This is a genomic window from Chryseobacterium formosense (assembly GCF_900116415.1).
GTDB lineage: Bacteria > Bacteroidota > Bacteroidia > Flavobacteriales > Weeksellaceae > Chryseobacterium > Chryseobacterium formosense.
In genome coordinates this window covers 164,940-185,835 of the sequence record NZ_FPAP01000004.1, presented here as the reverse complement: position 1 = coordinate 185,835, position 20,896 = coordinate 164,940, and the positions used below count along the sequence as shown (strand labels likewise).

Below are 20,896 nucleotides of genomic sequence, written 5' to 3'. Positions count from 1 at the left end.
GTCTTTCAGAAAGACACAACAGAAAAATTAAACTATATAATAACGTCAAAAAAGTTCTTTACTAAAGGCTTTATCAATTATTGCTCTTGAATATTGCCGTGATAAAAAGACAATCGTTGTCTTCAAAAAGATAATGAATCTGAACAGGAAAGTTTTCAGTTTCATAAACCTGCATTTCTTTGCTTTTTATATCTGTGTTTTCAGAATCATTAAGGATTTTGTAAATAGATTCTTTTAAATCATTCAGAAAATATTTGTCTTTGTGTTGTTCTTCTGCATTGAAAACCCTCATCAGCAATTTGATGTCATTTTTTGCGATAGATGACAGTAAAACTTTCATTACGCACAGTTTTTCTCAAGATCATTCATATTTTCAAAAAAATCAAGCTTTGTTTTTGGATTTTCAGAATGAAACTCCAATCTGTACAAAACTTCATCAAGATGAAACTGCGGAATTGCAGATTGCTGAACAGTTTCCAGATTATCTACAATCTTTGTAAACGCATCGATAAGCTCCGGAGTGAAACTCTCTATCTTTCTTTTTAAAATTTCTACGTTTGTATCCATTATTTGCAATTTTAAAACTAACCCCTGTCTTTTGATAGGGTAAAGGTAATAAAAAATATCAAATAACAAAACATACCCCTATAAAATTTAGTATATTTTTTAAATAAATGTATTTTATCATAGATTGCCCCATTTTTTATGGGGTGTATTCATAAAAAAAGACACTTAAACCGAAATTAAGTGTCTTAATGTATTTTTAAAAGAAATTTATTTTAAACGAAATAAAATTCATTCAGCTTTTCTTCACAAAGAATTTTTACGACATCAATCCAGCGGTCTTCATCATTTAAACAAGGAATGTAATGGAAGTTTTCTCCACCACCGTGCTCAAACTGATGTTTTCCTTCCACAGAAATTTCTTCTAAAGTTTCCAGACAATCAGATACGAAAGCCGGACAGACGATAGCGAGGTTTTTAACTCCCTTTTTACCAATTGTTTCCAACGTTTCATCGGTGTAAGGTTCCATCCATTTATCTTTTCCCAATCTCGACTGGAAGGTTACCATTACTTTTTCTTTTGGCAATCCTAATTTTTTTATCACAGAATTAGTCACATCAAAACATTGATGGCGGTAACAAAACTGATGACTCGGGTTGTTTTCTCGAGTACAGCAATCATTTAGATTACAGGTATTGGTAGGGTCTGTCTTGAAAATATGTCTTTCAGGAACGCCATGATAAGAAAATTGTAAAGCATCGAAATTCTCAGGAAGTTTTTCCTTAATGCTTTCTGCTAAACAGTCAATGTAAATTTCCCGATTGTAAAAAGGTTGTACATAATTAATTTTAATACCCGGAAATTTCTTTTTTCTTACTTCTTCCGCTTTTTCAATTACCGTTTCAGTTGTACTCATCGCATATTGCGGATACAGCGGGAAAAGAACGATATCGCTTACACCTTGGTCTACCAATTTCTGAATTCCCGCTTCAATACTTGGTTGAGCATATCTCATCCCGATTTCTACCGGAACATCAACCAGCTTCTGAAGTTTTTTCTGAATTTTCTGAGTAATGACAATTAAAGGTGAGCCCTCATCTGTCCAAACCGTTTTATACGCTTCGGCAGATTTTGCAGGTCTTGTATTTAAAATAATTCCCTGAACCAAAAGTGCACGAAAAAACCATCGGTAATCAATCACTTTTTCGTCCATCAAAAATTCATCAAGATATTCTCGTACATCAGGTACTGAAGTAGATTTTGGCGATCCAAGATTGACTAATAATATTCCTTTCATATATATATGTAATGGGTAATGAATAATGAGTAATAAATAATCCGCATGCAAATTACTTATTACTCATCATTTATTGCTTATATTTTATCCGTTTACGGCTTCCACTCTTTCTACTAAATCCGGAACGAATTGCTTTAAAATATTTTCGATTCCGCCTTTTAATGTAGCAGTTGAACTTGGGCAGCCCGAACAAGCACCTTGTAGCAACATCTTTGCCGTTTTGTTGGCAGCATCATATTCCATTAAAGAAATTTTCCCGCCATCGTTTTCTACAGCAGGAGCAACATATTCGTTTAGAATATCCGAAATTTTCTGTTCGTCATCTGTATAATCTCTGTTAATGATTTTTTCTACAGGATTTTCGTGTTTCTGAGCTTCAATATTTGAAATTTCGCCACCGCTTTGAAGGTATTCTGCAATATAACCACGAACCGCCATCATTACCTGGTGCCATTCTACAGAATTGTCTCTTGTAACAGCAACAAAATTATCAGAAATAAAAACTTCATGTGCAAAATCGAATTCAGTAAAAATAGCCTGAGCTAAAGGAACTCCCTGAGCTTCGTTTCTCGACTTTACTTCTACAAAACCATCCATCAGCATTTTGCTCGAAACAAATTTCATTGCATTCGGATTGGGAGTCATTTCAGCATAAATCTCATACATCTCTTTTTTCTTCTGTAAATAAATTCTTGGGTTGGCTAAAAGCTCATCTTCTATTACATTTTTAAGGCTTTCTGCAACGTGTTCCCATTCTACAGTGTCCTGTTTTGCAATCGCCACAAAATTTGCGGTAATGAAAATTCTTTCCACAAAAGGATAATTGAAAAGTTCCTGTGCTAAAGGAATTTCTGATATATCCGAATCTCTGTCCAACTCCAATGACCCCGGAATCAGATTGTAATCAGCTACAAATTTCATCACTTTCGGGTTTTCTGTTGGCTCTATAAGTATCGTACGCATTTTTTCGTTAAATTTGAGAGTACAAAAATACGGATAAGAACTTAGAAGCTGGGTGTTGGAAGTTAGATTTTTGCTATCACTGTAATTTGCAATTTGTGATTTCATATTTTAATTTTCAAATTAACTCATTATCAAATTTTCAAATTAATTTAAATGGCACTTATAAAAGAACTTTTAGGAAAAACACCGCAAATTGGTGAAAATACATTTTTGGCAGAAACGGCAACGGTTATCGGGAATGTAACGATGGGAAAAGACTGCAGCATTTGGTATAATGCCGTAATCAGGGGAGATGTACACTACATTACAATGGGAGATAAAGTAAATGTGCAAGATAATGCAATGTTACACTGTACTTACGAAAAATTTCCTTTAGAAATCGGAAATAATGTTTCCATCGGTCACAATGCGATTGTTCATGGTTGCAGAATTCACAACAATGTTTTAATCGGGATGGGTTCTATTGTGATGGATGATTGTACAATTGAAGAAAATTCTATTGTGGGAGCAGGTTCTGTGGTAACCCAGGGGACGCATATCAAATCCGGAGAAGTTTGGGGTGGAGTACCTGCAAGAAAAATAAAAGATATTTCAGCGGCACTTTTGGAAGGCGAAGTGAACCGAATTGCAGATAATTATGTAAAATATTCTTCTTGGTATAAAGATTAAAAATATATTTAGTTTTGAAATCACAAAGCATTTCAAATGAATTTTATCAATAGGAACGGGCTTTAGCCCGTTTTTTATGAAATAATTTCAACGGCTTTAGCCTAAACTTATTGCTTTTCTCGCAGTAGCAAATTTCGCAGATTATTTTAAAACGATTATTTGCGTAATCTGCAAAATCAGCGAGAGATTTAAATAAAAAAAGTTCTGATTGGTTTAGTCAGAAATTTTTACTTTTAACTTTTCCCTTGGCTCTTATTAAAACACTAAAACTGCTTTTCCGTTCTCACATCTTACAGAAGTGGGTTCCGGAGCCATCATACAATCGGAAGTAATATTGTGTTTTTTATTGAATTCTGACATTTTTTGAGTATAGTTTTCTATTTTAGGAAGAATGGAAGTTTCTATTTTCTTCGGATAAGCAATATAACCTGAAGGTCCGCCGCAAGCTTTAGAACCGATGGGTGCAAAAGCCCAGTCTGCATTTCTTGTGCATTTTTCTTTTGCGATTTCAGATTCTATGGCACTTTTTATTTTTTCCAGAGCGGCTTCGTCATATTTTTGGCTGTTTTCATCGGCAGGTCGTTCCGAAATATCTTTTGGTAAAGTAGAGGTGTCGCTGTTTGCTGATTTGCACGAGCTTAGTGAGATTGTTGTTATCGATAATATTATCGTGGAGCTTATAATAATGTTTTTCATATTGGGTTTGATTATTGTAAAGTTGGTTAATTTAATTTTTAAAGGTAATCAAAATTTATTCCTTACGCAGTTTTTCCGTAATTTTGCCGGCGATGAATAATCATTTTTTTGACTTAATAGAATATACCAACCGAAGCGTTTTTCTTACGGGAAAAGCGGGTACGGGTAAGACAACATTCCTTAACGAATTTGTAAAGAAAACGAAAAAAAAGCACATTGTTGTTGCGCCCACCGGAATTGCTGCTATCAATGCAGGCGGAGTTACCATTCACTCGATGTTTGGTTTGCCTTTGCGTACTTTTTTGCCAACAACAGATCGTATTGATAGCAATATCGCCAACAATATTATTGATCTTCAGCAACATTTTAAATACAGAAAAGATAAGCTTAAACTTTTAAGAGAAGTTGAAGTTTTGATCATTGATGAGGTTTCGATGCTTCGTGCAGATGTTTTGGATATGATGGATTTTTCTCTGAGATTTATCCGTAGAAATAATCAGCGTTTTGGTGGAGTTCAGATGTTGTTCATCGGAGATTTGTATCAGCTTCCGCCAGTGGTGAGAGATGAGCATGTCTTGAAAATGTTTTACAATTCGCCTTTCTTTTTCGATAGTTTGGCAATTAAAGATATTCCATTAATCACGATTGAATTAACGAAAGTTTACCGCCAAACCGATCAGGAATTTTTAGAAATATTAAATGCAATCCGTGACGGAGATGTTGCCAATATCGATTTTGATCATCTGAATGAAAGATACGATCCTGGTTTTGAAGCAGGCGATGAACCTTACGTCTATCTTTGCTCGCACAACAAAATGGCAGACGACATCAATCAGGAAAAACTGAAAGATATAAAAGTCAGTCCAAGTACGTATGAAGCTAAACTTTTTGGTGAGTTTAAAGAAAATCAGTTTCCTAATGATCAGTTTTTAGAATTAAAAATTGGTGCTCAAGTGATGTTTATTCGGAATGATATTTCAGGTGAAAAGAAATATTTCAATGGTAAATTAGGTGAAATTTCATCATTAGATGAAAATGAAATCAAGGTCATTCTTGAAGGAAGTGAAAGAGAAATCGTTGTAAAAAGAGAAGTCTGGGAACAGAAAAAATACTCGCTCGATACCGATAAAAATATCAAGGAAGAAGTTTTGGGAAGCTTTGAGCAGTTTCCGATAAAATTAGCATGGGCGGTGACGATTCACAAAAGTCAGGGTTTGACATTTGATAAAGTGATCATTGATGCCGGAAAAAGTTTTACGGCAGGTCAGGTTTATGTGGCATTGTCCCGTTGTCGTACTTTGGAAGGAATTGTTTTAAAATCAAAAATTACTCCCGATGTTATCTTTAAAGATAACCGGATTCTTAAATTCCAGGGTGAAACTCAGGCAAATGATAACGTTGAAAGTATTTTAAATCAGGAAAAGTACGATTACAGCATCAGAAAACTGCTTCGTACACTAGATTGTCAATGGTTTTTAAAAGAAGTAGAACAATGGAATAATCTTTCAATTGTGACTAAAAGCATCGATCGTACAAAATCTAATCAATTGTATCTTCAGTTGAAACGAGATGTTTTAAATTTAGGAAAGATTTTCGAAAAATTAGAGAGGGTAATTTTCCAAAAAGTAAATCTGTTTATTGAGAATAAAGAGCAATGGGCAGAAATTGAAAGCAAATCTAAGGGTGCTGTGAATTTCTTTTTTACCGAAATCAGAGACAAAGTTTTTAATCCACTAAAAGATTTTTATGCTGAAATAAAAGGTGCAAAAGGCTTAAAGCAATACAATGAAGAGCTTAAAAATTGGTTGGAAGATATTGAAGAATATCTGAACAGTTTAAAAGAAATTCATTTGCTCGAAACCAAACTTCTCGACGAAAAAAATGATAAGGAAGTCAGCATGAAAATTGCAAAAGTTCCGTCTCAGGTTCTTACTTTTCAATTGTTCGAGGAAGGGAAAACCATCTCAGAAATTGCTTTGGAAAGAGGTTTGGTAAAAGAAACCATCATCGGTCACCTTGCCAAATTTGCAGAACAGGGCTTACTGGATATTTCGAGAGTCATCACTTCCGATAAAATAAAAGCGTTTGAAGAAATGTTTTACAAAAATCCAAAAGAAAATCTTACAGAATGGAAAAATGCTCTACCAAGTAATTTTGAATTTAATGAAATCAGGATTTTGATTAATCATTTTACGTATCAGAAGGAGAAGAATAACGGTTAATTTTTTGTAATTAATCAGCAGTCACTTTGTCATTCCGTAGGAATCTCAATAAACTTAAAATGTGTAGATTCCTACGGAATGACAAACAACCGTAAATTAATTTAGATATAAATTATTTAAGTGTTTTTTTAATTTAAGAATAATAGAACTAATCTTTACTTAAATATTTTTTCCAATAGTTTTTCCCACAACACCCAATCAATTCCATCAATTACAAAAAGTAACTAATGCAATTTATTAGTTTTAAATTTGCTAATTCAAATTAGTTATAATGAAAAATTTTGATATATCCGTGCTTGATCTTGCTCCCGTAAAACAAGGAAAGACCATTCACGATACTTTTCAGGATAGTTTGTCTTTGGCAAATCACGCTGAAAATTTAGATTATAAAAGATTCTGGCTTGCCGAACATCACAATATGGAAAGCATTGCAAGTTCTGCAACATCCGTTCTGATTGGTTTTATTGCCAACGGAACAAAGAAAATAAGAGTCGGTTCAGGTGGAATTATGCTTCCGAATCACAGTTCGCTCGTGATTGCTGAACAATTCGGAACTTTGGAATCGCTTTTTCCCGGAAGAATCGATCTGGGTTTGGGAAGAGCTCCCGGAACTGATGGTTTGACGGCTCAAGCTTTGGGTAGAAATCCTGCAATCATTAATGAACAATTTCCAAGACAAATTTTAGAATTGCAGAAATATTTTTCGAAAGAAAATTCAAACGCTTTGGTTCGGGCGATTCCTGGTGAAGGTTTAGATATTCCGATGTATATTCTCGGTTCGAGCACAGACAGCGCCTGGTTGGCTGCCGAGCTGGGACTTCCTTATGCTTTTGCAGGACATTTTGCTCCCGAACAGATGGATATGGCTTTTAAAATTTACAGAGAACATTTTGAACCTTCGAAATATTTAGATCGACCTTTTGTTTTGGCTTGTGTGAACGGAGTTGCTGCAGAAACTTCCGAAGAAGCACATTTTCTTTCGACTACTTTATTTCAGGCATTTATCAACATCATCAGAAACGACAGAAAACCTTTTCCTGCTCCGGTTGAAGATATGGACGAAATTTGGTCAGCCATGGAAAAATCGATGGTTTTACAGAAATTAAAGTTCAGTTTTATTGGAAACCAAGAAGAAATTGCAGAGCAACTTAAAAACTTTCAGGAAAAATATCAGGTTGATGAACTGATGATTAATTCTCACATTTACGACCATCAGAAAAGATTGGAGTCATATAAAATCATTAGGAAAGCGAAAAATTCTTTAGTTGGATAACACATAAGTCATAAAGATTTTTGAGAGGGAGAGTTACAGCCGGTTTGTTAGAATTATAAAGGAAATAATTTCTAATTTAAACATGAGAGCATGCCTATTGCACTAAGCATTTAATGAAAATCTTTGATTTTCAAATCTTATATGTTCTAAAGTGTTTTCAATATTTTAAACTAAAACTAATGTGACTCATGTGTTAAAAACTTCTTGTGGTTAAAATTTATGGCTTAAAACAAACCACTGATATTAATTGTCGATGCTTATTTTATTGATTATCTTTGCGAAAATTTAAAGTAAAAATGTCTGATATTAAATTAAATACTATTCCTGAGGCGATTGAAGACCTTAAAAATGGTAAAATAATCATAGTTGTAGATGATGAAGACAGAGAAAATGAAGGAGATTTTCTTTGTGCAGCTGAATTGACAACACCTGAAATCATCAATTTTATGGCATTCCATGGGAGAGGTTTGATCTGTATGCCGCTTCCTGAGAAAAGATGTGATGAGTTGGGTCTTGATGTGATGGTGAGCCGAAGCAGCGATCCAAAAGAAACTGCTTTCACAGTATCTGTCGATCTTTTAGGAAACGGAACTTCTACCGGAATTTCTGCGAGTGACAGAGCGAAAACAATTTTAGCTTTGATGGATGAAAAATCTAAACCTACAGATTTTATGCGTCCTGGTCATATTTTCCCGCTTCGTGCTAGAAAAGGTGGTGTTCTAAAAAGAGCAGGGCATACTGAAGCTGCGATCGATCTTACGTGTCTTGCAGGTTTGAAAGAAGGTGGTGTTATTTGTGAAATCATGAATGAAGATGGTTCAATGTCTCGTTTACCTGAACTTTATGCATTTGCTCAGAAGCATGATATGAAGATTGTTTCCATCGAAGATCTGATTCATTATCAGCTTAAAAAAGGTAACCTGATCGAAAGACTTGAAGAAAGAAAAGTAAATACCGCTTATGGTGAGTATGATTTTTTTGCTTTCAGAGAAACTTCTAATGATCAGATCCATTTTGCATTAACGAAGGGTTCATGGACGGTTGATGAGCCTGTTTTGGTGAGAGTACAGTCTTCAGATTCTTATTTTGATGTACTGACAAGACTGAATAATGGCGAAAAACCTTTATTGGAAAAAGTAACCAACATGGTTAATGAGGCTGGAAAAGGTGCGATAATTTTCATCAACAACGTTTCAAATTCTGAAAATACATTAAGAAAATTACAGCAGTTCCTGAATTATCAGGACGGACAGCAGCAGCATCCTACTTTGGCGTTCAATTACAGAGATTATGGGATCGGAACACAGATTCTTAAAAACCTAGGAATCAATAAATTTAAAGTAATCACTCAGAATCCTAATGTAAAACCTCAGGTTGGAGGATATGACGTTGAGGTGACAGAGATGGTTCAGCTTTAATAGTGAATTGTCAATGGTGAATTCACTTCGTTGTCAATTTTTGATTAGATTTAAATTCACTTGCAAAGCAAAATTGACTTTTTACCATTCACAATAAAAAATGGCTTGATTTCTCAAGCCATTTTTATTTCGTCAAAATTTCTGAACCCATTCAGGAAATCTTTGATATTCATTCTTTTTTTACCTTCAAGCTGTAATTCTAAAGGATAATAAACTCCATCTTTTGTGTAGATTTTAAAATCGTTTTTGGAGATTTCTAAACTTCCGACAGGTTTTCCATGATTTAAAAGTTCGAATTTTCCGCCGTATATTTTTAATCCTTTTTGTTCTTCGCCAATTATTAAAGTGGTAAAAGCTGAAGGATAAGGCGACATTCCCAAAATAAACTGATGAGCTTCTTTTGATGTTCTCGACCAGTCGATTCTTGTGTCTTCCTTGAAAATTTTATAGGCATTTTTAGGATGTTCAACCTGAGGTTGAGGTCTTTCTGTAATTGAGTTTTCAGCTAAGCCGTCTAAAGTTTTTACGACTAATTTTGAGCCCATTTCCATTAATCTGTCGTGAAGATGTCCCGCATTCTCGTTTTCCAAAACCGGAATTTCTTCCTGTAGCAAAATATTTCCTTCATCAATTTTTTCATTGATAAAAAATGTGGTTGCGCCTGTTTTTTCTTCACCGTTGATTACGGCATAATTAATCGGAGCAGCGCCTCTGTAATCAGGAAGTAATGAAGCATGAAGATTGAAAGTTCCCATTTTAGGCATTTCAAACAAAACTTTAGGCATCATTCTGAAAGCAACCACTACGAAAACATCGGCATCTAATTTTCTTAGTTCTTCTAAAAACTCAGGATTTCTTAATTTTTCAGGCTGAAAAACCGGGAGATTATTTTCTACTGCAAAAACTTTTACGGGCGATTGATTAATTTTTTGTCCACGTCCGCTTGCTTTATCGGCAACCGTTACAACGCCTACAACTTTGTGATGGGATTGATGAATAGCTTCCAAAGAGGTCTTTGCAAACTCCGGAGTACCTAAAAAAATGACTTTCAATGATTTCATGGTACAAAGATAAAACTCTTGAGTTATAAGTTAGAAATTAAGCGTTATGAATTTCCATTACTTATTATCAATTACTCATGTTAAAGCGTATGTTCTAAAATTCAGCATTTTCACTTTTCCCGAATCCAGTAAGAATATTAAATTTTCTAAAATATTTTCTTTAGTTTGAAACTGTAGCTGAACCGATATTTCTTCGATTGTTGCAGGCTTTTTACCTAATACTTTTACGATCTCATCAGAAACATTCTTCCCGAAAATAGATTGTTTGTTTTTTTCACAAACGGCACATTGACCGCAGTTTTTAGAATTCTTTTCACCAAAATAGGAGAGAATAAGTTTCATTTTACAGTATTGATGATCCTCAATATAAAACTTCATTTCTTCCCATTTCTGAATTTTATTCTTCTGAATATGTTCAAAAAGCTTCCAGTAAATTCCACCGTTTGACCTTTCATCACGAGGTTTTAGAAACTTTACAGAAGCCAAAGCGCCGTCGATATATTCAAGATAATTTTTTTGCTGAAGCTCTTTTAAGCGTTCTTTGATCAGATGAATGCTTACTCCGATTTTATCACTCACTTTTTGTTCGCTGAACATCACTTTATGTGTTGTAATTCCAGAAACTGAGCGTAGTAAAAGTTCAACAAAATAAGCATCTTTGGCGGGAAGCTGATCGATTTCATCCGGTTTAATTAAAAGCTCAAGCGATGACAAGCTTTTATTACTGTTATAAAAAATGATTTCCTGAGTGTGAAGAAAATTTAAAACATTTTTAATTTTTGCTGTTGAAAGTTTGGTGAAACTCTGTATCCCTGAAGTATTTAATTGAAAAACTTTTTCGGGCAGTTCAAACTCTGCAATCTGAAATTTAGAATATAGATAAGTTATTATTTTTAAAAATTCAGCTTTGTTAGGAATCTGATTTTTTAAGATCTGATCAATATTTGAAATCTCCTGCTGATTCCACAACATGAATGCATAACTTTTTTTGCCGTCTCTTCCGGCGCGACCAATTTCCTGATAATAATTTTCAATCGATTGTGAAGGCGAAAAATGAATCACAAAACGTACATTGTCTTTGTCAATACCCATTCCGAACGCATTGGTAGAAATCAAAACATTTTGGTCGCTATTGTTCCAGAAATTCTGTCTTTCATTTTTTTCTTTGGTTGATAATCCTGCATGAAAATAATCAACATTCTGAATTTTATTTCGGTGAAGAAATTCGGTAAGTAATTCTGCCTCTTTTCGGGTTCTTACATAGATAATTCCCGACTCCTTTGCATATTTAAGAATGTTGAAAACCTTTTGATATTTATCTGAAACTTCCTCTGAGAATATTTTAATATTGTCTCTTCTAAAACTCTTCTGAAATATCTGTGGATTTTTAAGCTCTAGTTTATTCTTAATTTCATCCAGAACTTTCGGGGTTGCCGTTGCCGTTAAAGCTAAACATGGAATCTCTGGATTGTTTTTTCTGAAATCTTTAATGTTTTGATAGCTTGGTCTGAAATCCTGCCCCCATTCTGAAATACAGTGCGCTTCATCTACCGCAATAAATGACAGCTGAATTTCTTCCATTTGCTGAATAAACAATTTATTGGTAAGCCTTTCTGGAGAAACATACAATAATTTCGTTAAGCCATCTTTACAACGGTTGTAAATAACTTCCGCATCAAATTCATCCAATTCCGAGCTTAGATATTCTGCTTCAATTCCTCTGAATTTTAACTGATTGACCTGGTCTTTCATCAATGCCAACAAAGGAGAAATAACCAGACAGGTTCCTTCCTGCAATAATGAAGGAAGCTGATAGCACAAAGATTTTCCGGCTCCTGTCGGAAGCAGAACTAATGTGTCTTTTCTGTTGATCACAGAGTTAATAATTTGTTCCTGCGAATCTCTGAAATGATCGTATCCCCAAAAATGCTTCAGGGTTTTGTTTTTTAATTCATTAAAATCTTGTGGAGAAATCATAAGGTAAATGTAATAAAAGTATCGGGACAAAAAAAGTCACGCATTGCGTGACTTTAATTTTATAATAAGAAAATTTTATTATTTAGCTTCGAAGTAAACTCTTCTGTTTGCTCTGTTTTTCCATTCAGGACATTTAGTAGCAGGATCACACTCAGGATATTTAAGGTCTTTTTCACCTCTACCTACAGCGTTCAGTTTAGAAGCTTCTACACCGTTTTTAATTAAATAATTTTTAACGCTGTTTGCTCTTCTTTCAGATAGTTTTTGGTTGTACTCATCAGAAGCTCTTGTATCAGTTGCTCCAATTACAGTATAAGTACCATTTGAAGAATTGATATAGTTTACAGCATTGTTAAGGATTGGTGTGTTTGATGGTAAAATTCTGTCAGAATTTAAATCAAACTCAATTCCTTCCATATTGCTTACAGATTCTTGAACAGGTCCTGTTGGCTCAGTAGTCGTAGGTGTCAATGGACATCCTTGGTTTTCTACCGGACCAGGAACAGTTACACACTTATCGTAAAGATCGATTACACCATCAAGATCTGTATCTAAAGCTACACCAGCACCGTCAACTCTTGCACCTGCAGGAGTATCAAGCTGTCTGTCCCAATCGTCGCAAACACCATCGTTATCAGCATCTCCTTTTTTACAAACTTCAATATCCTGGTTTTTGTTAGCCAAAACATCCAATTTGTAATAGATTTCCTGCAATGGATCATGCCACATTAAGTGAGATTCGTGTTTTCCTAATTTTAAAGAAACACCAACTGTAGCGTTGAAGAAGTTATCAGAAACCTGCTCTTCACGTTGGTTGATAGCGCTATATTGTGAACCTCCACCATCGAATTCATCATCACCTGTGAAGACATACATCAATCTAGTTTCAAGATCTATTCTTCTGTTTACTTTAAATTTAACTCCGGCACCAGCTTGTCCAAAGAATGAACCAAGTTTAAACGGTTTAATTTCCGTCATAAGTCTTTGTCCAGTAGCATCTTTCTGATAAGCTCTGTATGCTATTGTACCAATACCTCCATATCCGTGTAATGCCCATCTGTATGTAGATTTGTTATCAACTCTTCTTAAAAGGTTTGAGAAGTTGATGTCTCCCAATAAAGAGATTGCATCATATTGAGTTCTTGCACCTACCTGGCTTAAATCAGCAGGAGCAGCATCTTTTGTATTGAACCAACCTTGTCTTGTTTCTCCTCTGTCGTATTGTAGATTAATACCAAAAGCATGAGTAATCGCTTTGTCAATACTTACATAAGCAGAATAACCAAATAGGTTTTTACCGTTACCGTTTTTTATAGATGTTAAATCTCCAGACTGTAAAAGTGGAACACCAACTCCGGCAGATATTGCCCAATCGTTAAATCTTTTAGACTTTTGTGTAAAAGGTGAAACGTTTGCAGAGCCTGAAGAAAATGTATTTGGATATTCGTCTGTAGAAGCTACGGCTATTGAATCTTGTGCATAGCTCACTGTAGGTACAGCCAATGCTAAGGCAACAATTGCTAAACTTAATTTCATAGTGTATTTTTTTATTTGTTAATTAAATGAATATGTTGTGATTGCAAATTAGTTGGTAGGGCAGCCATTGTTATCAGGTGAACCAGGAACCGTAACACACTTGTCGTACAAGTCGATTACGCCATCAAGATCCATATCTAAAGCTACACCGGCACCATCAACTCTTGCTCCTGCAGGAGTATTAAGCTCTCTGTCCCAATCATCGCAAACACCGTCGTTGTCATTATCTCCTTTTTCGCATACAACAAGTTCGTTTGTACTGTTATCCAGTACATTCATTCTGTAATAAGCTTCCTGTAAAGGATCATGCCAAGCAAGATGAGACATTTGTTTTCCTAATTTAAATGATACCCCCAAATTTACAGTAAACATGTTATCTGATCTTTTATCGTTGATCATATTATATTTAGAATTGGTGCTTGCAGGATCGTAATCTGCAGGACTTGCCCATCCACCGCCGTCAAATTCATCATCACCACTGATGATGTACATTGCTCTGGCTTCAATGTCAATAAGCTTTGAAACATTAAATTTAAGACCTGCTCCAAACTGATAATAAAGAGAATTGATGTCTAATTTCTGATCAATGAATAATGGTGCGCGTTTAGGTGATGTGCTCCATCTGAATTCATCATTATCATGTAATGATGTGTTGTAATTCATTAAGCCTAAACCTCCATAACCATGGAATGCCCATCTGTAAGTAGAATAATTGTCAACTCTTCTTAAAAGATTCGAAAAATTAATGTCTCCTAGTACGGCAATTTGGTTGTACTTTGTCTTTGCAACTCCTACGCCGGCAAGTTGCCCACGTGCGCCATCCATCATTCCTTTCTGATTGGTTTCACCTCTCTGGTAAATAATACTCAATCCGAAAGTATGTGAAATCTGCTTGTCTATGCTGACATAAGTGTTATATCCCCAGTTGACCTTCTTATCATAAAAAGATGAAAGATCCGAGTTGGCCATAAATGCAGCACCACCACCTACGGAAATAGACCAGTCTCTGAATCTTCTTGCTTTGTTGTCAAATTTTTGAACATTTGAAGACCCTGAAGAAAAAGTATTGGGATATTCGTTGGTAGAATTTACAGAAATACTGTCCTGAGCATAAGTAGCAATAGGCAAAGCGGCCAATAATAATAAACCTAATTTCATACAATATGTTTTATTTGTTGTTTTTAATTAAAATCTTTTAATAATATCCTCGAAAATTCCCTTTCAAAAAGATGTTTCTTATGAGGGATTTTTAACCTTTCTGATGTGAATTCTAGCTCATCATACTTCACTATATCAATATCAATGATTCTGTCTGTATAAACTTTCGAGATTGTAGAGTCTGTTGTACGCCCCATATCGATCTCTATTTTTTTCACATAATCAAGCAATTGAATAGGTGATAGGTGAGTAGATATTATTGATGCAATATTACAAAAAATATTAGAACTGGCAAACTCTACAGGATCAGAAGTTAAATATTTACTTTTTTTTAATATTAAACAGTCCTTACTTATTCTATCCAGAGCGGTATCAATATTTTTTTTTTGGTCACCAATGTTACTTCCGAGTAACAAAACCACCTTATGTTGCGACATATCGGAAAATGATTGTTTATGAAGAGTTTCTTTAAAAATGTTTTGGCAAATATAGTGGCTATAGTCATATTATGCTTCGTGTTTTTTTTCTTTTTTATTGTAATGATTGCTTTGGGATCAATGGGTGGTGAGAAATCGGTATCTGTAAAAAAGAATTCTGTTTTAACGATTAATCTGAAAACGTCTATTATAGATAGTCCTACAGAAGAGCAGCAGAATATTTTTAATATTAAAGATAAAAATACCGATATTCTGATCTACGATGCTGTGGAAGCTATTCATAAAGCAAAAGATGATGATAATATCAAAGGAATCAGTATTGAAGCCGATAATCTTAATGCAGGAACTACACAGATCGATGATCTGAGAAATGCCATTGAAGATTTCAAGAAGAGCGGAAAATTTGTTTATGCTTATGGTAATGCAGTTTCTCAGGCTTCTTATTATTTAGGATCTGTTGCGGATCAGTATTATTTAAATCCATCAGGTGGAATTGAATTGAAAGGTTTGGCGACTGAAGTTACTTTCTTTAAAGATTTTGCTGAAAAATACGGTATCGGAATTGAAGTGATCCGTCATGGCAAATTCAAGTCGGCAGTAGAGCCTTTCCTTAGAAACGATATTTCTCCTGAAAATAAAGAGCAGCTTAGTACTTTACTCAATGATATTTGGGGAAGCACTTCAGCTAAAATGGCTGCCTCGAGAAAAATGAGCGCTGATGATTTTAAAACGGTTGTCGACAGTTTATACGGAATGATTCCTGATCTGAGTTTACAATATAAACTTGCGGATAAACTTATTCAGAAGACCGAGTATGATCAAATGATCAAGACAAAACTTAAGCTTGGTGATAAGGATAAGCTTAATAAGATCTCGCTTCAGAAATACATAGATTCTTTTACTGATAAAGACAGTTCTGGTGATAAAGTAGCGGTTTTATATGCTTCAGGTTCTATCAACAGCGGTGATGAATACAACGAAATTTATTCTGAAAAATACATTAAATATATCAGAGATCTTCAGGAAGATAAGAAGGTGAAAGCTGTGGTTCTAAGAATTAATTCTCCTGGTGGAAGCGCAAATGCATCGGATGAGATTTTGTTTGAGCTTCAGCAGTTGAAAAAAACAAAACCTCTTGTTGTGTCTTTCGGTGATTATGCTGCTTCAGGTGGTTATTATATTGCGATGGGTGCAGATAAAATTTATTCGGAGCCGAATACTTTGACAGGATCAATCGGTGTTTTCGGAGTTCTGCCTTACTTCAAGGAAATAGCTAATAAAAACGGAGTTCGTTCCGATATTGTTGCTACCAATGCGAATTCGGCTTATTATTCTTCATTGCACGGTCTTACACCGTATGGAGTGAATTTGATGACCAGAAGTGTTGAAGGAACTTACAAAAGATTTGTACATTTTGTAACGCAAAACAGAAAGAAAACTTTTGAGCAGATCGATAGTGTAGGAGGCGGAAGAGTTTGGAGTGGTGTTCGTGCAAAAGAAATAGGTTTGGTAGACGAACTGGGAACTTTAAATGATGCTGTGAAATTTGCAGCTCAGAAGGCGAATCTTAAATCTTATAATGTTGCTTCTTATCCTAAGAAAATGACAGCTTTTGAACAAATCTTCAGTGATATGAATGAAGACGATATTTCTGCAAGAGTTATTAAAAACAAAATTGGTAAAGCAAACTATGAAATTCTTGAGCAACTTACCGATAAGAAACTAAAATCTGAGGTGAAAATGGAAATGCCTTACAGAATCAAAATCAACTAAATTATATTGTTTCATAAAAAATCCCGATCTGAAAAATTCAAATCGGGATTTTATTTTTTTATTTAAATTTTATTTCCTTATTGCCATTCCGTACAGCCAAAGAACAATTAGTGCGCCTCCGATAGCGAGAGCCCAGCTTCTGAAATTCCAGAAAGAATCTACGTCGCCCCAGTGAAGAACATAAACTCCGACCAGTCCGCCAATAAATGCTCCTACGATACCTAAAATAATCGTAATCAGCCATCCGCCACCTTGTTTTCCGGGCATAATCATTTTAGCAATAGCTCCTGCTAAAAGACCAAAAATAATCCATGTTAAAATTCCCATAGTTTAATTTTTTTAATGTTAGTATTGTGTTTATATTTTAGAAAGGTAATTTTTACCTCTTCTTGAAAAATGAATCTACAAACTCTGTACCATTAAAAAGCTGAAGGTCCTGCATTTTTTCACCCACACCAATATATTTCACCGGAATCTGGAACTGGTCTGAAATTCCGATAACGACACCGCCTTTCGCAGTTCCGTCAAGTTTTGTTACCGCTAAAGCATTTACTTCTGTTGCTGCTGTAAATTGTTTTGCCTGTTCAAAAGCATTTTGTCCTGTAGAACCATCAAGAACCAATAAAATTTCGTGCGGAGCATCAGGAATCACCTTTTGCATCACTCTCTTGATTTTTGAAAGCTCATTCATCAGGTTAATTTTATTGTGAAGTCTTCCCGCAGTGTCAATAATAACAACATCCGCATTTTGAGCAACTGCACTTTGTACAGTGTCGAATGCCACAGAAGCAGGATCTGAACCCATTTCCTGTTTTACAATCGGAACACCGACTCTTTCGCTCCATATTACCAGCTGGTCTACCGCAGCAGCTCTGAAAGTATCTGCAGCTCCCAAAACAACATTCTTCCCTTCAGATTTAAACTGATGTGCAAGTTTTCCGATAGTAGTGGTTTTTCCTACACCATTTACCCCGACAACCATAATGACGTATGGTTTTTTCGAAGAATCGATGTTCCCGGTTCCTCGGTGAGGATTTTCCAATAAAAGTCCTGAAATTTCTTCACGCAGAATTTTATCGAGTTCGTTTACACCGACATATTTGTCTCTTGCGACACGTTCTTCAATTCTCTCAATGATTTTGATGGTCGTAGAAGCACCTACATCGGAAGCGATAAGTATTTCTTCCAGATCATCCAGAACTTCATCATCTACTTTGCTTTTGCCAACTACGGCTTTTGTCATTTTTTCAAAGAAACCCTGATTCGATTTTTCCAATCCTTTATCTAAAGTTTCTTTTTCTTCTTTTTTAAAAATATTTTTAAACCAACTCATGTATGAATTTTCGGAATTTAGTTATTGTCGGATGCTGGATGTTGGAAGTTAGATGTTAACAATCATAATGTATAGTTTTATTAACATCTGGCATCAGACATCCAGCGAGATTAAAAGCAAAGATAACAAAAAAACTACCCAAAAAATGAGTAGTTTTTATATTGTAAATAAAGTAACTGATTATTTTTTCAAATAACCGTCAACTTCGTCTGCATTCATTACTTTTTCTTCGAAAACGTAAGCACCTGATTTAGATGACTTCACCATTTTCACCACTTTGGTCATTTTTTTAGACCCGGTTTGTAGGGTTGCTACTACTTTCTTTGCCATGGTAAATTATATTTATAAATTACTTGATTTCTTTGTGAAGGGTAGATCTCTTAAGAACAGGATTGTATTTTTTCAATTCCAATCTTTCTGTAGTGTTCTTTTTGTTTTTAGTAGAAATGTATCTAGACATTCCCGGCATACCACTTTCTTTATGCTCTGTACATTCAAGGATTACTTGAACTCTGTTTCCTTTTTTTGCCATGATTTAGTTCTTTTTAATCAATCCGTTTCTAGTAGCTCTTTCGATAGCTTCCTCGATTCCAATCTTGTTAATTACTCTCAATCCATGAGCTGAAACTTTTAAAGTAACGTGCTTATCTTGCTCTGGAAGGTAAAATTTCTTCTCCAATAAGTTAATTTCAAAACGACGCTTCGTTTTGTTATTAGCGTGAGAAACGTTGTTACCAACCATTGCACGCTTTCCTGTTATCTGGCAAATTCTTGACATATCTCGATGTTCTTATTTGTATAATATTTGAGGTTGCAAAATAACGGATAATTTTTTTAATAGACAAGTGCTTTGCAAAATTATTATTAAATTTTTATTCGCATTATTTTGAAAATGAAAGCTAAGGCTTTTTCTCAGACAGCTTTTTCTGAAATCTTTTAATCAAAAAATAAAACAATAAAAATCCTAATGCAAAAAGAGAAAGTCTTGAAAGAAAATCTCCGGTTCTCACATAAAATGTTTCACCTTCATATAGGTTTACCTTGGCAAATAAAGTTGTTTTGTCACCGTAAAAAGTATCCTCTAAAATTTCACCTTTTGCGTTGATGTGAGCAGAAATTCCGCTGTTTGCAGAACGTACGATTTCTCTTCGGGTTTCAATCGCTCTCATCTTTGCATAAGACAAAAGCTGTTTGTGCCCTTCTGTAACGCCCCACCAAGAATCGTTGGTCATAATTCCGAGGAAATTGGCTCCTTTTTTTACATAATCGGTTACAAATTCACCATAAATACTTTCATAGCAGATAATCGGGGCAATTTTTCCCTTGTTAAAAGGATTTGAAAATGCCACTCTTTCTTTATCTGTTCCCAAAGAAGCAACTGTTCCTCCCAAATTAATCATTGCATCGCCTAAAAGTGGCTTCAAAACGTTCATGTAAGGGAAAATTTCAACGCCGGGAACCAGCTTTCCTTTGTGATAAACCTCAACCTTCTGATTAGGAATAATCTGAACTGCCGAATTGTAACTTTCTACCCAGGCTCTGTCGTTAATTTGATAAGCATCTCTTGGTAAATTATTTTTATCGAAAAAATATCGGTGCGAAGAAATTCCTGTTGCAAAAACAGAACCCGGATGTTTCGCAAGAAATCCTTTTACATTATTTAATAAATAACTTTTCTCGAAAGCGGTTTCAGAAATAGAACCTCTTCCAGGAATTGCTGTTTCAGGAGCAATATAATAATCGATTTTTCCTTTGGTATTGTTTTCAGCTAATGTTAACAGCTCATTTTGAATCGTAATACTGTCTTTTTGATACTTTTCATTATAAGGATCAAGATCAGGCTGCAGCATTAAAACACTGACTTCCCCAATCGGTTTTTCATTAAAATTATTAAATTTCACCAAGGAAATAATCATCGGAACACCGATTAAAAGTACCGTTGCTGAAATATTGATGATTAAATCTTTTCTTTTTCTTCCGGCTTGCCAGATTCTTATGGTATAGAATATCAGTAAATTAATAAGTAAGATCCAGAAACTTCCGCCGGTTGAGCCCAAAGTATCGTACCATTGAATCAGTTTAGGATAATCTGAAAAAGCATTTCCCAGATTCAGCCAAGGCCAGGTCAGTTCCCAATTTAGGTGGAACTTTTCAAAACTCATCCAGATTGCTACTAAAAAAACCATTCCCCAATACGTTCCCTGTGCATTTTTATACCAGTGATAACACTGGAAAACCAAGGAATATAAAAAAGAATTTACCAGAACAGGAAATAAAACTGCCATCATTGAGTGGCTTCCGTCCGGATTTTTTGATCCGTACAGCCAGCCTGTGGTAACAATATTCCAAATCACAAAGCATAAATAGGAAAGTCCAAAAACTACCCAGCTTTTTCTGTTGTATTTTGAAAATTTAGAAACATCATGTTCCATCATTAAAAGCGGAACGAGGGCAAAGAATATAAAAAACGGAACTCCGTAAGTCGGCCAGGAAACCGAAAGCAGCATTGCTGAAATGAGCGTAAGTAAAACGTATTTCATTAAATTAGTTTAACATACAAATTTAATGTTTTTGAAAT

The 20,896-nt window shown here is 34.9% G+C and carries 20 protein-coding genes and 1 pseudogene; 5 read left to right on the top strand and 16 right to left on the bottom strand.

Features of this window, described 5'->3' with window-relative positions; all coding sequences use genetic code 11:
- Positions 1-73 precede the first annotated feature (73 nt).
- From BM371_RS16640 to BM371_RS16625, 4 genes are all read right to left on the bottom strand, one after another.
- On the bottom strand, positions 74-340 hold the full coding sequence (locus BM371_RS16640; RefSeq protein WP_034673084.1) for a hypothetical protein: 267 nt from the start codon (positions 338-340) through the stop codon (positions 74-76).
- Positions 340-567: a hypothetical protein gene (locus tag BM371_RS16635; RefSeq protein ID WP_034673087.1), complete on the bottom strand. Its 228-nt coding sequence runs from the start codon at positions 565-567 to the stop codon at positions 340-342. The genes BM371_RS16640 and BM371_RS16635 overlap by 1 nt, the downstream gene beginning before the upstream one ends.
- A gap of 212 nt (positions 568-779) precedes the next feature.
- The gene (gene hemH / locus BM371_RS16630) at positions 780-1,802 is read right to left on the bottom strand and encodes a ferrochelatase (RefSeq protein ID WP_034673089.1); all 1,023 of its coding nucleotides are present in this window, start codon (positions 1,800-1,802) and stop codon (positions 780-782) included.
- A gap of 84 nt (positions 1,803-1,886) precedes the next feature.
- The gene (locus BM371_RS16625) at positions 1,887-2,765 is read right to left on the bottom strand and encodes a NifU family protein (protein WP_034676919.1); all 879 of its coding nucleotides are present in this window, start codon (positions 2,763-2,765) and stop codon (positions 1,887-1,889) included.
- A 153-nt stretch (positions 2,766-2,918) separates the two neighbouring features.
- On the opposite strand from BM371_RS16625, the gene BM371_RS16620 reads away from it, so the two are divergent.
- Complete coding sequence (locus tag BM371_RS16620; protein ID WP_034673092.1) at positions 2,919-3,434, top strand: gamma carbonic anhydrase family protein; 516 nt, start codon at positions 2,919-2,921, stop codon at positions 3,432-3,434.
- Positions 3,435-3,689: 255 nt separating this feature from the next.
- Here BM371_RS16620 and BM371_RS16615 read toward each other — a convergent pair whose 3' ends face one another.
- The gene (locus BM371_RS16615) at positions 3,690-4,130 is read right to left on the bottom strand and encodes a hypothetical protein (protein ID WP_034673093.1); all 441 of its coding nucleotides are present in this window, start codon (positions 4,128-4,130) and stop codon (positions 3,690-3,692) included.
- Between the two features lie 92 nt (positions 4,131-4,222).
- Here BM371_RS16615 and BM371_RS16610 point away from each other — a divergent pair, with 92 nt between their 5' ends.
- From BM371_RS16610 to ribB, 3 genes are all read left to right on the top strand, one after another.
- Positions 4,223-6,352, top strand: a complete 2,130-nt coding sequence (locus BM371_RS16610; RefSeq protein WP_034673095.1) for a helix-turn-helix domain-containing protein — start codon at positions 4,223-4,225, stop codon at positions 6,350-6,352.
- A gap of 271 nt (positions 6,353-6,623) precedes the next feature.
- Positions 6,624-7,625: an LLM class flavin-dependent oxidoreductase gene (locus BM371_RS16605; protein ID WP_081874517.1), complete on the top strand. Its 1,002-nt coding sequence runs from the start codon at positions 6,624-6,626 to the stop codon at positions 7,623-7,625.
- Between the two features lie 296 nt (positions 7,626-7,921).
- A complete protein-coding gene (ribB, locus tag BM371_RS16600; RefSeq protein ID WP_034673097.1) occupies positions 7,922-9,043 on the top strand; it encodes a 3,4-dihydroxy-2-butanone-4-phosphate synthase in 1,122 nt (373 codons plus the stop codon).
- 113 nt (positions 9,044-9,156) lie between these two features.
- On the opposite strand, the gene fmt is transcribed toward ribB, so the two are convergent.
- From fmt to folK, 5 genes and pseudogenes are all read right to left on the bottom strand, one after another.
- The gene (gene fmt / locus BM371_RS16595; RefSeq protein ID WP_034673098.1) at positions 9,157-10,104 is read right to left on the bottom strand and encodes a methionyl-tRNA formyltransferase; all 948 of its coding nucleotides are present in this window, start codon (positions 10,102-10,104) and stop codon (positions 9,157-9,159) included.
- A 75-nt stretch (positions 10,105-10,179) separates the two neighbouring features.
- The gene (locus tag BM371_RS16590; protein ID WP_034673100.1) at positions 10,180-12,081 is read right to left on the bottom strand and encodes a RecQ family ATP-dependent DNA helicase; all 1,902 of its coding nucleotides are present in this window, start codon (positions 12,079-12,081) and stop codon (positions 10,180-10,182) included.
- Positions 12,082-12,159: 78 nt separating this feature from the next.
- Positions 12,160-13,617, bottom strand: a complete 1,458-nt coding sequence (locus BM371_RS16585) for an OmpA family protein (protein ID WP_034673102.1) — start codon at positions 13,615-13,617, stop codon at positions 12,160-12,162.
- A gap of 51 nt (positions 13,618-13,668) precedes the next feature.
- Positions 13,669-14,775: pseudogene (locus BM371_RS16580) on the bottom strand (OmpA family protein); the annotation flags it as partial.
- A 23-nt stretch (positions 14,776-14,798) separates the two neighbouring features.
- Positions 14,799-15,212 carry a 2-amino-4-hydroxy-6-hydroxymethyldihydropteridine diphosphokinase gene (gene folK, locus BM371_RS16575; protein ID WP_034673105.1) on the bottom strand — a complete coding sequence of 138 codons (414 nt, stop codon included), beginning with the start codon at positions 15,210-15,212 and terminating at the stop codon, positions 14,799-14,801.
- An 18-nt stretch (positions 15,213-15,230) separates the two neighbouring features.
- Between folK and sppA the strand changes: the two genes are divergently transcribed.
- On the top strand, positions 15,231-16,985 hold the full coding sequence (sppA, locus tag BM371_RS16570) for a signal peptide peptidase SppA (protein WP_034673108.1): 1,755 nt from the start codon (positions 15,231-15,233) through the stop codon (positions 16,983-16,985).
- 69 nt (positions 16,986-17,054) lie between these two features.
- Here the strand turns inward: sppA and BM371_RS16565 are convergent, their stop codons facing one another.
- The 6 genes from BM371_RS16565 to lnt all read right to left on the bottom strand — a co-directional run bounded on the left by BM371_RS16565 (position 17,055) and on the right by lnt (position 20,858).
- Positions 17,055-17,312, bottom strand: coding sequence for a GlsB/YeaQ/YmgE family stress response membrane protein (locus BM371_RS16565; protein WP_034673110.1), 258 nt, complete (start codon positions 17,310-17,312; stop codon positions 17,055-17,057).
- Between the two features lie 52 nt (positions 17,313-17,364).
- The gene (gene ftsY, locus BM371_RS16560; RefSeq protein ID WP_034673112.1) at positions 17,365-18,318 is read right to left on the bottom strand and encodes a signal recognition particle-docking protein FtsY; all 954 of its coding nucleotides are present in this window, start codon (positions 18,316-18,318) and stop codon (positions 17,365-17,367) included.
- A 180-nt stretch (positions 18,319-18,498) separates the two neighbouring features.
- The gene (locus BM371_RS16555; RefSeq protein ID WP_065722020.1) at positions 18,499-18,648 is read right to left on the bottom strand and encodes a DUF4295 family protein; all 150 of its coding nucleotides are present in this window, start codon (positions 18,646-18,648) and stop codon (positions 18,499-18,501) included.
- A 19-nt stretch (positions 18,649-18,667) separates the two neighbouring features.
- Positions 18,668-18,850, bottom strand: coding sequence for a 50S ribosomal protein L33 (gene rpmG, locus BM371_RS16550; RefSeq protein ID WP_027373683.1), 183 nt, complete (start codon positions 18,848-18,850; stop codon positions 18,668-18,670).
- Between the two features lie 3 nt (positions 18,851-18,853).
- On the bottom strand, positions 18,854-19,096 hold the full coding sequence (rpmB, locus tag BM371_RS16545; protein WP_002976757.1) for a 50S ribosomal protein L28: 243 nt from the start codon (positions 19,094-19,096) through the stop codon (positions 18,854-18,856).
- Between the two features lie 121 nt (positions 19,097-19,217).
- The gene (gene lnt / locus BM371_RS16540; protein WP_034673118.1) at positions 19,218-20,858 is read right to left on the bottom strand and encodes an apolipoprotein N-acyltransferase; all 1,641 of its coding nucleotides are present in this window, start codon (positions 20,856-20,858) and stop codon (positions 19,218-19,220) included.
- Positions 20,859-20,896: the final 38 nt, after the last annotated feature.